Here is a 14678-nt window from a genome sequence, read left to right on the forward strand (position 1 = left end):
CCTCGTGATCGTCCCCGCGTCGACCGGCGCGGGGACTTCCGCGCCCCCTGCGCCGCCCCCGCCTCGCTCTCAAGGAGTGCCACGTCATGTCGAACGAGGAAAAGTTCCTCGAGTACCTCAAGCGCGCCACGGCGGATCTGCGGGAGGCCCGTACCCGGCTGCGTGAATTCGAGGACCGGGACCGCGAGCCCATCGCCATCGTCGGAATGAGCTGCCGCTACCCGGGAGGCATCGGCTCCCCCGAGGACCTGTGGCGGCTCGTCGAGAACGGCGGCGACGGAATCTCGGAGTTCCCGACCGACCGGGAATGGGACGTCGAGCGGCTGTTCGGCGTCGACGAGGCGGGCACGTCCAACGCATGGGCCGGCGGCTTCCTGGACGGCGCCACCGAGTTCGACCCCGGCTTCTTCGGGATCTCGCCGCGCGAAGCCCTGGCGATGGACCCGCAGCAGCGGCTGCTGCTCGAAGCGTCCTGGGAGGTGTTCGAGCGCGCGGGCATCGACCCTGCCACGGTCAAGGGCAGCCGTACGGGCGTCTTCGCAGGCCTGATGTACCACGACTACCTGACGCTCATGCAGTCCCTCCCCGAGGGCGTCGAAGGCTACCTGGGCACCGGCACCTCCGGCAGCGTCGTGACCGGCCGCATCGCCTACACCCTGGGCCTGGAGGGCCCGGCCGTTACGGTGGACACGGCCTGCTCGTCGTCGCTGGTCGCCCTGCACATGGCGATCCAGGCGCTGCGTTCGGGCGAGTGCTCCATGGCGCTGGCGGGCGGCGTGACCGTCATGTCGACGCCGGGCACCTTCGTCGACTTCAGCCGTCAGGACGGCCTCTCCTTCGACGGTCGCTGCAAGTCCTTCTCGGACGACGCGGACGGCACCGGCTGGTCCGAGGGCGTCGGCATGCTCCTCGTCGAGAAGCTCTCGGACGCCCGCCGCAACGGCCACCGGATCCTCGCGGTGATCCGCGGCTCGGCCGTCAACCAGGACGGCGCCAGCAGCGGCCTGACCGCTCCGAACGGTCCGTCGCAGCAGCGGGTGATCCGCCAGGCCCTGGCCAACGCGCGCGTCTCCGCCGCCGACATCGACGTCGTCGAGGCCCACGGCACCGGCACCACCCTGGGCGACCCGATCGAGGCCCAGGCGCTGATCAACACGTACGGCCAGGAACGGGCGGAAGGCCGACCGCTGTGGCTGGGCTCCCTGAAGTCGAACATCGGCCACACCCAGGCCGCTGCAGGTGTCGCGGGCATCATCAAGATGGTCATGGCCATGCGCCACGGCGTCATGCCCCGAACCCTCCACGCCGACCGGCCGACCTCCCAGGTGGACTGGGAGGCGGGCGCGGTGGAGCTGCTGACCGACGCCCGGGAGTGGCCCGGGACGGGGGAGCGGCCGCGCCGTGCCGCCGTCTCCTCCTTCGGCGTGAGCGGGACGAACGCGCACGTGATCCTGGAGCAGGCGCAGGAGGATCCGGTCGAGACTCCTGTTGTCGAGTCGGTGGTGCCGGTGGTGCCTTGGGTGCTTTCGGCCAAGTCGGGGGAGGCGCTGGCGGCTCAGGCGGAACGGCTGCTGGCCCGAGTGGGTCAGGCGTCGCCGCTGGACATCGGTTACTCGCTCGCCCTGACACGGGCACGCTTCGAGCACCGCGCGGTGGTGGTCGGCGGCACGCACGAGGACTTCGTCCGCGGCCTGGAGGCGATCGCCGACGGCAGGGTGCGGGGTGTTGTGGGCGCGGCCGGTCGTTCGGCGTTCTTGTTCTCGGGTCAGGGTTCGCAGCGGGCCGGGATGGGCCGTGAGCTGTACGAGGCGTACCCGGTGTTCGCCGATGCCTTCGACGCGGTGTGCGCGGAGTTGGACCGGCACTTGGACGAGTCGGTCAAGGACATCGTGTTCGGTGGGTCGGAGCTGATCGACCAGACCGTGTACACGCAGGCGGGGTTGTTCGCTGTTGAGGTCGCGCTGTTCCGGCTGCTGGAGCACTGGGGTGTCACCCCCGACTACCTCCTGGGGCACTCGATCGGTGAGCTGGCCGCTGCGCATGTGGCGGGTGTGTGGTCGTTGGAGGACGCGGCGGCGCTCGTTGCCGCGCGTGGTCGTCTGATGCAGGCGCTCCCGACGGGCGGGGCGATGGTCGCCGTCCAGGCGACGGAGGCGGAGGTCCTGCCGCTGCTGGTCGACGGCGTCTCGATCGCCGCTGTGAACGGTCCGGACTCCGTCGTCATCTCGGGTGACGAGGACGCCGTACTCGCCATCGCGTCGGGCTTCGCGAAGACGAAGCGGCTGCGGGTCAGCCATGCCTTCCACTCGCCGCGCATGGAGCCCATGCTCGCCGAGTTCAAGGCGGTCGCCGAGGGCCTGACCTTCCACGCCCCGAAGCTCCCCATCGTCTCCAACCTGACCGGCGAACTCGCGGGTGAGGAGCTGCTGACCGCCGAGTACTGGGTGGACCACGTCCGCCAGGCGGTCCGTTTCCTCGATGGGGTACGGCAGTTGGAGGCCCAGGGCGTCACGACGTATCTGGAGCTCGGTCCCGGCGGTGTCCTTTCCGCGATGGGCCAGTCCTGTGTCACCGACGACGAGGCCGGCTTCGTACCGGCCCTGCGCAAGGACCGTACCGAGACCGAGGCGCTGACCACCGCCGTGGCGGAGCTGCATGCGCACGGCGCCTCCGTCGACTGGGCCGCGTACTACGCCAACACCGGTGCCCAGTGCGTCGACCTGCCCACCTACGCCTTCCAGCACCAGCACTACTGGCCCAAGAACTCCGTCCCGGCCGGTGATCTGACCAGCGTCGGTCTGAGCTCTTCCGAGCATCCGCTGCTCGTGGGCTCGGTCGCGCTCGCGGGCGAGGCCGTCTCCCTCTTCACCAGCCGGCTTTCGCTGGACTCGCACCCGTGGCTCGCCGACCACGCAGTCTTCGGCTCCGTCCTGCTGCCCGGCACCGCGTTCGTCGAGCTTGCGCTGCATGCCGGTGAGCGCGTCGGCTGTGCGGTGCTCGACGAACTCACCATCCAGGCGCCGCTGGTTCTGCCCGAGCGTGGTGCCGTGATCCTCCAGGTCGTCGTGGGTGCCGGGGCCGAGGACGGCCGCCGTCCGGTCGCCATCCACTCCAGCCCGGCCAGCAGCGTCGAGGACGAGACCTGGACTCTGCACGCGTCCGGTGTCGTTGCCGCCGAGGCCGTCGCGCACCCCGCTGTCGGGCTCGCCGAGTGGCCGCCGCGCGATGCGGTGGTCGTCGAGACCGGCGGACTGTACGAGGACATGGCCGGTGCCGGGTTCGGCTACGGGCCCGTCTTCCAGGGCCTGCGGGCGGTGTGGCGGCGCGGGGACGAGGTGTTCGCCGAGGTCGCCCTCGACCAGGACCTCTGGGACGAGGCGGGCCGGTTCGGTCTGCACCCGGCGCTTCTCGACTCCGCCCTGCACGCCATCGGGGCGAGCGGTGGCCTGGGCGGTCTTGAGGGCCCGGGGCTGCCGTTCGTCTGGACCGGTGTGAGCCTGTCCGCAGTCGGCTCGCCCGTACTGCGCGTCCGGATCTCGGAAGGCCGGAGCGGCGCGGTGGCGCTGGACCTCGCCGACGGTACCGGAGCCCCCGTCGGGCGCGTCGACGCGCTCGTCCTGCGGCCGGTGACGGCCGAACAGATCGAAGGGGCTTCGCCGCGCGAGGGCTCCGACTCGCTGTTCCGGCTGGACTGGGTGCCGGCTCCGACAGCCCCGGTCGCCGATCCGGTGGGGGAGTTCGATGTTCTGGCTGTTCCTGGCCCTGATGCCGACGCCGATGTGGTTGCGGATGTCCACGGTCGTGTCACCGAGGTGCTCGCCCGGCTTCAGCGCCGGCTGACCGACGAGTCGTCCGCCCGTCTGGTGGTGGTGACGTGTGGTGCGGTGGGTGAGGTTTCGGATCTTGGTGCGGCTGCGGTGTGGGGGCTGGTGCGTTCGGCGCAGTCGGAGCATCCGGAGCGGATTGTTCTTGTTGATGTGGAGGGTGATCCCGCGGGGTTTGATGGGGTTGCGGGTCTGGTTGGTCTGGGTGAGCCGCAGGTGGCGGTTCGTGGGGGTGAGGTGCTGGTGCCCCGGTTGGGGCGGGTTGCTGAGCCTGCCGGCGCGGACGTTGCCGGGGCGGACGTTGCTGGTGCGGACGTTGCGGGTGTTGCGGGTGCGGTTCTGGTCACGGGTGCGGGTGGTGCGCTGGGTGGGTTGGTGGCGCGTCATCTGGTGACGGTGCGGGGTGTGCGGGATCTGGTGCTGGTGTCGCGGCGTGCGGGGACCGGGCTGGTCGCGGAGCTGGAGGGGTTGGGGGCGTCGGTCCGGTGGGTGGAGTGTGATGTCACGGACCGGGATGCGCTGGAGGGTGTGGTTTCCGGGATCGTCCGGGAGGGCGGTCTGGCGGGTGTGGTGCATGCCGCGGGTGTCGTGGACGACGGTGTGCTGGAGTCGTTGACCCCGGAGCGGGTCGCGGGTGTTCTGCGTCCCAAGGCCGACGCGGCCTGGTATCTCCACGAGCTCACGGCCGGTCTCGATCTGTCGTTCTTCGTGCTGTTCTCCTCGGCCGCCGGTGTCCTGGGCTCCGCGGGCCAGGCCAACTACGCCGCCGCGAACGCCTTCCTCGACGCCCTGGCCTCCATACGCCACGCCCAGGGCCTGCCCGCCACCTCCCTCGCCTGGGGCCCCTGGGCCGAGGGCGGTATGGCAGGTCGCCTCGACGCGGCCGACATCGCGCGCATGCGGCGCGGCGGCATCCCGCCACTGTCGGTCGAGGAGGGGCTGGCGCTCTTCGACCAGGCCTTCGGAGCTGACGAGGCGGTTCTTGCCCCGGTCCGGTTGGACCTCGGTGTGCTGCGCAAGGCCCCGGTCGTTCCGCATCTGCTGCGTGGTCTGATCCGTACGACGCATCGTCGTGCGGCGCGGGCCGGCAGCGGTCAGTCCTCCGCGCTCGTGCAACGCCTGCTGACCCTCGGCACCGACGAGCGCACCCAGCTGATCCTGGACACCGTGCGAGGCGAGGTCGCGGCCGTCCTCGGCCACACGTCCGGCGACGCGGTCCCGGCCGAACGCGCCTTCACCGAGCTGGGCTTCGACTCCCTCACCGCCGTCGAACTCCGCAACCGCCTCAACACCGTCACCGGCCTGCGCCTCCCGGCCACCCTCGTCTTCGACTACCCCTCCGCCGGACAACTCGCCGACCACCTCACCGACGAACTCTCCGGCGAAACCACCACCACGAACACGACGGCCACGACCACTGCCGGCGACGACGAACCCATCGCCATCGTCGGCATGGCCTGCCGCTACCCCGGCAACATCACCTCCCCCGAAGACCTCTGGAACCTCGTCGCCACCGGCACCGACGGCATCTCAGCCTTCCCCACCGACCGCGGCTGGGACCTGGACAGCCTTTACGGCGATGGCCCCCGGCACGACGAGGACGGCAGGTCGCTGACGCTGGAGGGCGGGTTCCTCTACGGCGCCCCCGGCTTCGACGCCGACTTCTTCGGGATCAGCCCGCGCGAAGCCCTGGCGATGGACCCGCAGCAGCGGCTGCTGCTGGAGGCGTCCTGGGAGGCGCTGGAGCGGGCCGGAATCGACCCGGCGACCGTACGCGGCAGCCGTACCGGCGTCTTCGCCGGCCTGATGTACCACGACTACGTCACCCGTCTGTCCGGTGCCGACGACACCGAGGGGTACCTCGGCACCGGCAATGCGGGCAGCGTGGTCTCGGGGCGTGTCGCGTACGCGCTGGGTCTGGAGGGCCCGGCGGTGACGGTGGACACGGCCTGCTCGTCGTCGCTGGTCGCGCTGCACTGGGCGATCCAGGCGCTGCGGTCGGGCGAGTGCGAGATGGCGCTCGCGGGCGGTGTGACGGTCATGTCGACGCCGACGACGTTCGCCGAGTTCAGCAGGCAGGGCGGCCTCGCTTTCAACGGCCGGTGCAAGTCGTTCTCGGACGATGCGGACGGTACGGGCTGGGGCGAGGGTGTCGGGGTTCTGCTGGTCGAGCGGCTCTCCGAGGCCCGGCGCAAGGGCCACCAGGTCCTCGCGGTCGTCGCCGGATCCGCCGTCAACCAGGACGGCGCGTCCAACGGCCTGACCGCGCCGAACGGTCCGTCGCAGCAGCGCGTCATCCGCCAGGCCCTGGCCAATGCCAAGGTCTCGGCCGACCAGGTCGACATCGTCGAGGCCCACGGCACCGGCACCTCCCTGGGCGACCCCATCGAGGCCCAGGCCCTCATCGCCACCTACGGCCAGGAACGCACGGAGGACCGGCCGCTCTGGCTCGGCTCCGTCAAGTCCAACCTCGGCCACACCCAGGCCGCCGCCGGTGTCGCGGGCATCATCAAGATGGTCATGGCCATGCACCACGGCGTCATGCCCCAGACCCTGCACGTGGACGAGCCTTCCACCCACGTCGACTGGTCGGCGGGTGCGGTGGAGTTGCTGGCGGAGGCGCGGGAGTGGCCGGAGGTGGGCGATCGCCCGCGTCGGGCGGGTGTGTCGTCGTTCGGGATCAGTGGGACGAACGCGCACGTGATTTTGGAGCAGGCGCAGGAGGAGGCGGCGGTCGAGCCTTCGGTTGTCGGGTCGGTGTTGCCGGTGGTGCCGTGGGTGCTGTCGGCGAAGTCTGAGGAGGCGTTGGCGGGTCAGGCGGAGCGGTTGCTCGGCCTGGTGGGTGCGGCGTCGGCGCTGGATGTGGGTTACTCGCTGGCCGTGACGCGTACGGCGTTCGAGCACCGTGCGGTGGTGGTCGGTGAGGACCGTGAGGCGTTGCTGCGGGCGGTGTCCGAGGGCCGGTCGGTGCCGGGTGTGGTGCGTGGCGCTGTGCGGGGTGGTCGTTCGGCGTTCCTGTTCTCGGGTCAGGGTTCGCAGCGGGCCGGGATGGGCCGTGAGCTGTACGAGGCGTACCCGGTGTTCGCCGATGCGTTCGACGCTGTGTGTGCCGAACTCGACCGGCATCTCGACCAGCCGGTCAAGGACATCGTCTTCGGTGGGTCGGAGCTGATCGACCAGACCGTCTACACCCAGGCCGGACTGTTCGCTGTTGAGGTCGCGCTGTTCCGGCTGCTGGAGCACTGGGGCGTCACCCCGGACTACCTCCTCGGCCACTCCATCGGTGAGCTGGCCGCCGCGCACGTCGCGGGCGTGTGGTCCCTGGAGGACGCGGCGGCGCTGGTCGCCGCACGGGGCCGCCTCATGCAGGCACTGCCCACCGGCGGAGCCATGGTTGCCATCCAGGCCACCGAGGCGGAAGTCCTGCCGCTCCTCACAGACGGAGTTTCGATCGCCGCCCTGAACGGTCCGGACTCCGTCGTCATCTCGGGTGACGAGGACGCCGTACTCGCCATCGCTGCCGGTTTCGGGAAGACAAAGCGCCTCCGCGTCAGCCATGCCTTCCACTCGCCGCGCATGGAACCCATGCTCGCCGAGTTCAAGGCGGTCGCCGAGGGCCTGACCTTCCACGCACCGAAGCTCCCGATCGTCTCCAACCTGACCGGCGAACTCGCCGGCGAGGAACTGCTGACCGCCGACTACTGGGTGGACCACGTCCGCCAGGCCGTCCGCTTCCTCGACGGCATCCGCCACCTCGAAACCCAGGGCATCACGACCTACCTGGAACTCGGGCCCGGCGGAGTCCTCTCCGCGATGGGCCAGGCGTGCGTGACGGAGGACGCCGGTTTCGTACCGGCCCTGCGCAAGAACCGCACCGAGACCGAAGCGCTCACCACCGCCCTCGCCGAACTCCACGTCCGAGGCACCCGCATCGACTGGTTGACGTACTACTCCAACACCGGCGCCCGGCGCACCGACCTGCCCACCTACGCCTTCCAGCACCAGCACTACTGGCCCGAGCCGCCTGCCGCTCCGGCCGAGGCCAAGGCTGCCGCCGACCCGGTCGACGCGAGCTTCTGGGAGGCCGTCGAGCGGGCGGACGTTGCTCAGCTGCTCGACACCCTCGACATCGCCGACGGCGACGACACGACCCAGGCCTCGCTGGCGAACGTGCTTCCGCTGCTCTCCGAGTGGCGGCGCGAGCGGCGCAGCCACGCCACGCTGGACGACTGGCAGTACAGGATCACCTGGAAGCCCGTCCCGACCACCGACCCCGAACTGCCGGGCCATTGGTTCCTGGTCGTTCCGGAGGAGGCTGCCGAGGCCCCGTACGCGGAAGCCGTCGCCGCTGCACTCGTGGCGCATGGTGCCGATGTCACGCGTGTCGTCCTGTCCGACCGGTCCTCGCTCGCCGCGACCCTCGCAGGTGCACCGGCCGACGGTGTGGTCTCGCTCGTGGGCCTGCACGGTACGGCCGTTCTCGTCCAGGCGCTGGACGACGCGGACGTACGGGCGCCGCTGTGGTGCCTGACCCGGGGAGCCGTCTCCGTCGGGGCGGCCGACCGGATCACCAGCCCCGAGCAGGCCGCCGTATGGGGCCTCGGACGGGTCGTCGGCCTCGAACTGCCGCAGCGCTGGGGCGGTCTCGTCGACCTCCCGGAGGAACTCGACGACCGCGCCGCCGCCCGCCTCTGCGCGGTGCTGGCGGCCATCGACGACGAGGACCAGCTGGCCGTCCGCGGCTCCGGGGTCTTCGTACGCCGACTGGTGCGGGCACCGCTCGGCGAGCCGGCACCGGCCTGGACCCCACGGGGGACCGTTCTCGTCACCGGCGGCACCGGGGCTCTCGGCGGACGCATCGCCCGCTGGCTGGCCGGCAACGGCGCCGAGCACCTCGTCCTCACCAGCCGCCGGGGCACCGACGCCCCCGGCGCGGCCGAACTCCGCGACGAACTCACCGCCATGGACGTACGGGTCACCATCGCGGCCTGCGACGTCGCCGACCGCACGGCCCTGTACTGGCTTCTCGACGGACTGCACGAGGCGGGCGACAAGATCACCGCCGTTCTGCACACCGCGGGCATCGGCCCCACCCGCGCCGTCACCGACCTCACCGACCTTGAGATCGATGCCGTTCTGGGAGCGAAGACAGGCGGAGCGACCCTCCTCGACGCGTACTTCACCGAAGACACCGCGCTGGACGCGTTCGTCCTCTTCTCCTCCAGCGCCGGTGTCTGGGGCAGCGCGGGCCAGGGCGCCTACGCCGCCGCCAACGCCCACCTCGACGCGCTCGCCCAGCAGCGCCGCTCGCGCGGCCTGGCCGCCACCTCCATCGCCTGGGGCGCCTGGGGCGGCGGCGGCATGGCCGACGGCGAGGCCGGCGAGCTGATGCGCAAGCGCGGGCTGCCCCTCATGGACCCGGACCTGGCCGTGCTCGCCCTGCAGCGCGCGGCGGCCGGCGACGAGCCCTGCGTGGCGATGGCCGACATCGACTGGGACCGGTTCACCCCCCGCTTCACCGCTGCCCGCCCGCAGCCGCTGATCTCCGAGATTCCGGAGGTCCGCAGCCTGCTGGCCGCGGTCGAGCGGGCCCGGGACGGCGAGGACGAGACCAGCTCCGCGTTCCTCGGCCGGCTGCGGGCCCTCTCCACGGCCGAACAGCACCAGACTCTGCTCAAGCTGGTACGCGGCGAGGCCGCCGCCGTCCTCGGCCACGCGACCGCCGAAGCCGTGCAGCCGGGCCGGGTGTTCCAGGACCTCGGCTTCGACTCCCTCACCGTGGTCGAACTGCGTAACCGCCTGAAGGCCGTGACCGGGCTGGCCCTGCCGGCGACCCTCGCGTTCGACCACCCGTCGCCCGAGGCCCTCGCGCACCACCTGCGGACCAGCCTCCTCGGCGACGACGACGCCACGGCCGCCAACGGCGCGGCGCGCAACGGCTCGGCCCCGGCCGGAGCCGGATCCGTGGCCGACGACGACCTGATCGCCGTCGTCGGGATGAGCTGCCGCTTCCCCGGCGGTGTGAACAGCCCCGAGCAGTTGTGGGATCTGCTCGCCGAGGGCCGCGACGCCCTCGGCGGCTTCCCCGTCGACCGGGGCTGGGACGTGGAGCGGCTCTACGACCCGGAGCGCGGCACGCCCAACACCTCGTACACGGACCAGGGCGGATTCCTCTACGAGGCCGGCTACTTCGACCCCGCCCTCTTCGGGATCTCGCCGCGCGAGGCCCTCGGCATGGACCCGCAGCAGCGGCTGCTGCTGGAGACGTCGTGGGAGGCGTTCGAGCGGTCCGGGATCGATCCGGCGTCGGTTCGTGGCAGCCGTACCGGTGTGTTCACCGGCACGAACGGCCAGGACTACGCCACCCTCCTGCTCGGTGTCACCGATGCCGACAGCCTCTCGATGACCAGCAATGCGGCGAGTGTGGTGTCGGGTCGTATCTCGTACACGTTCGGTCTGGAAGGACCGGCCGTGACGGTGGACACGGCCTGCTCGGCCTCGCTGGTCGCCCTGCACCTCGCGGTGCAGGCACTGCGGTCGGGTGAGTGCGAGATGGCGCTCGCGGGCGGTGTGACGGTCATGTCGACACCGGGTGCGTTCATCGAGTTCTCCCGCCAGGGCGGACTCGCCACCGACGGCCGGGTCAAGGCGTTCGCGGAAGCGGCGGACGGCACGGGCTGGGGCGAGGGCGTGGGCATGCTCCTGGTCGAGCGCCTGTTCGACGCCCGCGCCAAGGGACACCCGGTCCTGGCCGTCGTCCGGGGCTCCGCGATCAACCAGGACGGCGCCTCCAACGGCCTGACCGCTCCCAACGGACCGGCCCAGCAACGCGTCATCCGCCAGGCCCTGACCAGCGCCGGCCTGACCGGCAGCGACGTCGACGTCGTCGAGGCCCACGGCACCGGCACCACCCTCGGCGACCCGATCGAGGCCCAGGCCCTCCTCGCCACCTACGGCCAGAACCGGCCCAAGGACCGGCCGCTCTGGCTCGGCTCGGTCAAGTCGAACATCGGCCACACCCAGGCCGCCGCCGGAGTCGCCGGCATCATCAAAATGATCATGTCGATGCGGCACGGCATCATGCCCCGCACCCTCCACGTCGACCAGCCCTCCACCCACGTCGACTGGACCACCGGAGCCGTCGAACTCCTCACCCAACCCCGCACCTGGAACCACCAACAACACCCCCGCCGCGCCGCCGTCTCATCCTTCGGTATCAGCGGCACCAACGCCCACGTCATCATCGAAGAAGCACCGACCCAAGACCCCACACCGACCGACGTCCGCACGGACAAGGTCGATGGACAGCTGGTTTCCTGGCCCGTGTCCGGCATGACGGAGGAAGCGCTGCGCGCCCAGGCCGAGCAACTGCGTGCCTACGCGGCCGGCGCCACCGAACCCGACCTGCTCGACACGGGTTACTCCCTGGCGACCACCCGCGCGGCGCTTGCACACCGGGCCGTCGTCCAGGGCCGCGACCGTGCCGCACTCGTTGCCGCCCTGAGCGGCCTTGCCCGCGGAACTGCGGTGAACGGGCTGGTCAAGGGCACCGCCCTGGGCGGCGAGACCGCCTTCTTGTTCTCGGGTCAGGGTTCGCAGCGGGCCGGGATGGGCCGTGAGCTGTACGAGGCGTACCCGGTGTTCGCGGACGCGTTCGACGCTGTGTGCGCCGAACTCGACCGGCATCTAGACCAGCCGGTCAAGGACATCGTGTTCGGTGGGTCGGAGCTGATCGACCAGACCGTCTACACCCAGGCCGGACTGTTCGCTGTTGAGGTCGCGCTGTTCCGGCTGCTGGAGCACTGGGCTGTCACCCCGGACTACCTCCTCGGCCACTCCATCGGTGAGGTGGCCGCCGCCCACGTCGCGGGCGTGTGGTCGTTGGAGGACGCGGCGGCGCTGGTCGCGGCGCGTGGCCGTCTGATGCAGGCGCTGCCCACCGGCGGAGCGATGGTCGCCGTCCAGGCCACCGAGGCAGAGGTCCTGCCGCTGCTGGTCGACGGCGTCTCGATCGCTGCCCTGAACGGCCCGGACTCCGTCGTCATCTCCGGCGACGAGGACGCCGTACTCGCCATCGCGTCCGGTTTCGGGAAGACGAAGCGGCTCCGCGTCAGCCATGCCTTCCACTCACCGCGCATGGAACCCATGCTCGCCGAGTTCAAGACCATCGCCGAGAACCTGACCTTCCACGCCCCGAAGCTCCCCATCGTCTCCAACCTGACCGGCGAACTCGCCGGCGAGGAGCTGCTGAGCGCCGACTACTGGGTGGACCACGTCCGCCAGGCGGTCCGCTTCCTCGACGGGGTACGGCAGTTGCAGACCCAGGGCGTCACCACGTACCTGGAACTCGGCCCCGGCGGCGTCCTCTCCGCCATGGGCCAGGACTGCGTCACCGACGACGAGGCCGGCTTCGTACCCGCCCTGCGCAAGAACCGCACCGAAACCGAAGCGCTCACCACCGCCCTCGCCGAACTCCACGTCCGAGGCACCCGCATCGAGTGGACGACGTACTACGCGAACACCGGCGCCCAGCGCGTCGACCTGCCCACCTACGCCTTCCAGCACAAGCACTACTGGCCCGAGGTGTCCTTCGGCAGCCCGGAAGGTCAGCAGAGCATCGGCAGCAGTACCGATGCCAATGGCAATGCCAATGCCGTCGATGCCGCCTTCTGGCAGGCCGTCGACCAGGCGGACCTGGCTGCGCTCACCGAGACGCTCGACCTCGGCGGCGACGACGCGCGGGTCTCCGCGCTCGGCGACGTACTGCCCCTGCTCTCCACCTGGCACCAGGAGAGCCGTGAGCGTTCGGCTGCCGACTCCTGGCGCTACAAGATCGTGTGGCGGCCGCTCACCGAGCTGACCGTGCCCACCCTCACCGGCACCTGGCTGCTCGTCGTCCCCGCTGCGGGCGCCGATGAGGAGCTGGTGCGGGCGTGTGCGGACGCGCTCACCGATCACGGAGCGGTGGTCGAGCTCCTTCGGCCCGCCGACGAGCCGGACCTTGCCGCCCGTCTTCGTACTGCGGCGGCGGTCGGGCAACCCCTAGGCGGTGTGCTGTCCCTGCTCGCCATGGACGAACGCCCGCACAGTGCGTACGAGGTGCTTCCGACGGGTCTCACGGAGGCCCATGCCCTGGTCAGGGCGATGGCCGAGGCGGAGTCGGTTGCGCCGCTGTGGTCCGTCACCCGGTCCGCCGTCGCGGTGAGCGAGACCGATGGACCCGCACGTCCCGTCCAGGCTCAGATGTGGGGCCTCGGCCGGGTCGTGGCCCTCGAACACGCCACGTTCTGGGGCGGACTCGTCGACCTGCCCGAGACGCCCGACGCGGGAGCCCTCGACCGGATGGCCTCCGTGCTGGCGCAGCGCACGGCCGCCGCCGGTCCGCCGCGCGGCGGGGTCGAGGACCAGGTGGCCGTACGTGCGTCCGGGGTCTTCACCCGACGCCTGGTCCCCGCCTCCACCGCAGGAGTGAAGGCGCGCCGTCAGTGGCGCCCCACCGACACCGTGATCGTCACCGGCGGCACCGGGGCCATCGGCAAGCACGTCGCCCGCTGGCTCGCGGCGAACGATGCCGAGCACATCGTCCTGACCAGTCGGAGCGGCGAACAGGCCACTGGTGCACGGGAGTTGAAGGAAGAGCTGGAGTCCTCCGGTGCCAAGGTCACCGTTGCGGCCTGCGATGTGGCCGACCGGGATTCCGTCAAGGCGTTGCTGGACGGGCTGGCGGCGGACGGGTGCCACGTACGTACGGTCCTGCACGCCGCCGGTGTCGGCCTCCTGGCGCCGCTGACCGAATGCGGTCCGGAAGCGGCCGCCTACGTCGCGAACGGCAAGGTCTCCGGGGCCCGTCACTTCGACGAACTCCTCGACCCGGCCGGGCTCGATGCGGTGGTCTACTTCACCTCGGTCGCCGGTGTCTGGGGCGTGGGCGACCACGGTGTGTACGCCGCCGCCAACGCCTATCTCGACGCACTTGCTCAGCAGAGCCGGGCCCGCGGGATGCCCGCCACGGCCGTGGCCTGGGGCCCCTGGGCCGAAGGCGGAATGGCCGCGGGCGCCGACGAGAACAAGGGAGAGGGTGCGCTGACCCGGCACGGTGTGCTGGCGCTGCGGCCCGAACTCGCCATGATTGCCCTGCAGGAGGTCCTCGACCACGAGGATGCCGCGGTGGTCCTCGCGGACATGGACTGGGAGCGGTTCGCACCGGTCTTCACGATGAGCGGCGACCGCCCCCTCATCGGGGAGATCCCGCAGGTCAAGAGGGCCAACGAGCAGCAGGCAGCGGTGGCGTCCGAGGCATCGGGCTCGGTCCCCGCCCTGCGGGCGAAGCTCGCCGAGCTGCCCGAGGCCGAGCAGGACCAACTGGTTCTGGACCTGGTACGGGAACACACTGCCGGGGTCCTGGGCCACGCGTCGGCCCAGGACATCGAGGCCCGCCGGGCCTTCCAGGACCTCGGGTTCGACTCGCTGACCGCCGTCGAACTGCGCAACCGGCTCGGCGCGGCCACCGGTCTCAAGCTTCCGGCGACCATGGTCTTCGACCACCCGACACCGGTCGCGCTCGCGGCCCTCCTCAAGGCCGAGATCCTGCCGGCCGCCGCGGAACAGGTCCTTCCGGCGGTGGACGAACTCGACCGCCTGGAGCAGGCACTCGCCGCCCGCGACAGCGACGACATCGGCCGGGTCAGGGTCGTCATGCGGCTCGAAGCCCTGCTCTCGAAGCTCAGCCAGGACCGGCGTACGGACGAATCGGCGGCCGACCGGGACGGCGCTGTGGCGGGACTCGAATCTGCCACTAACGACGAGCTGTTCGATCTGATCGACAGGGACCTCGGGCTCTCCTGACCACACCGG

General features: G+C 71.2%; 1 protein-coding gene. It reads left to right on the plus strand.

Going from position 1 to position 14678, the window contains the following annotated elements; translation table 11 throughout:
- Positions 1–47 precede the first annotated feature (47 nt).
- Positions 48–14669: a type I polyketide synthase gene (locus OG842_RS40630; protein WP_443064096.1), complete on the plus strand. Its 14622-nt coding sequence runs from the start codon at positions 48–50 to the stop codon at positions 14667–14669.
- Positions 14670–14678 lie beyond the last annotated feature (9 nt).

The organism is Streptomyces sp. NBC_00376 (genome assembly GCF_036077095.1).
Classification (GTDB): domain Bacteria; phylum Actinomycetota; class Actinomycetes; order Streptomycetales; family Streptomycetaceae; genus Streptomyces.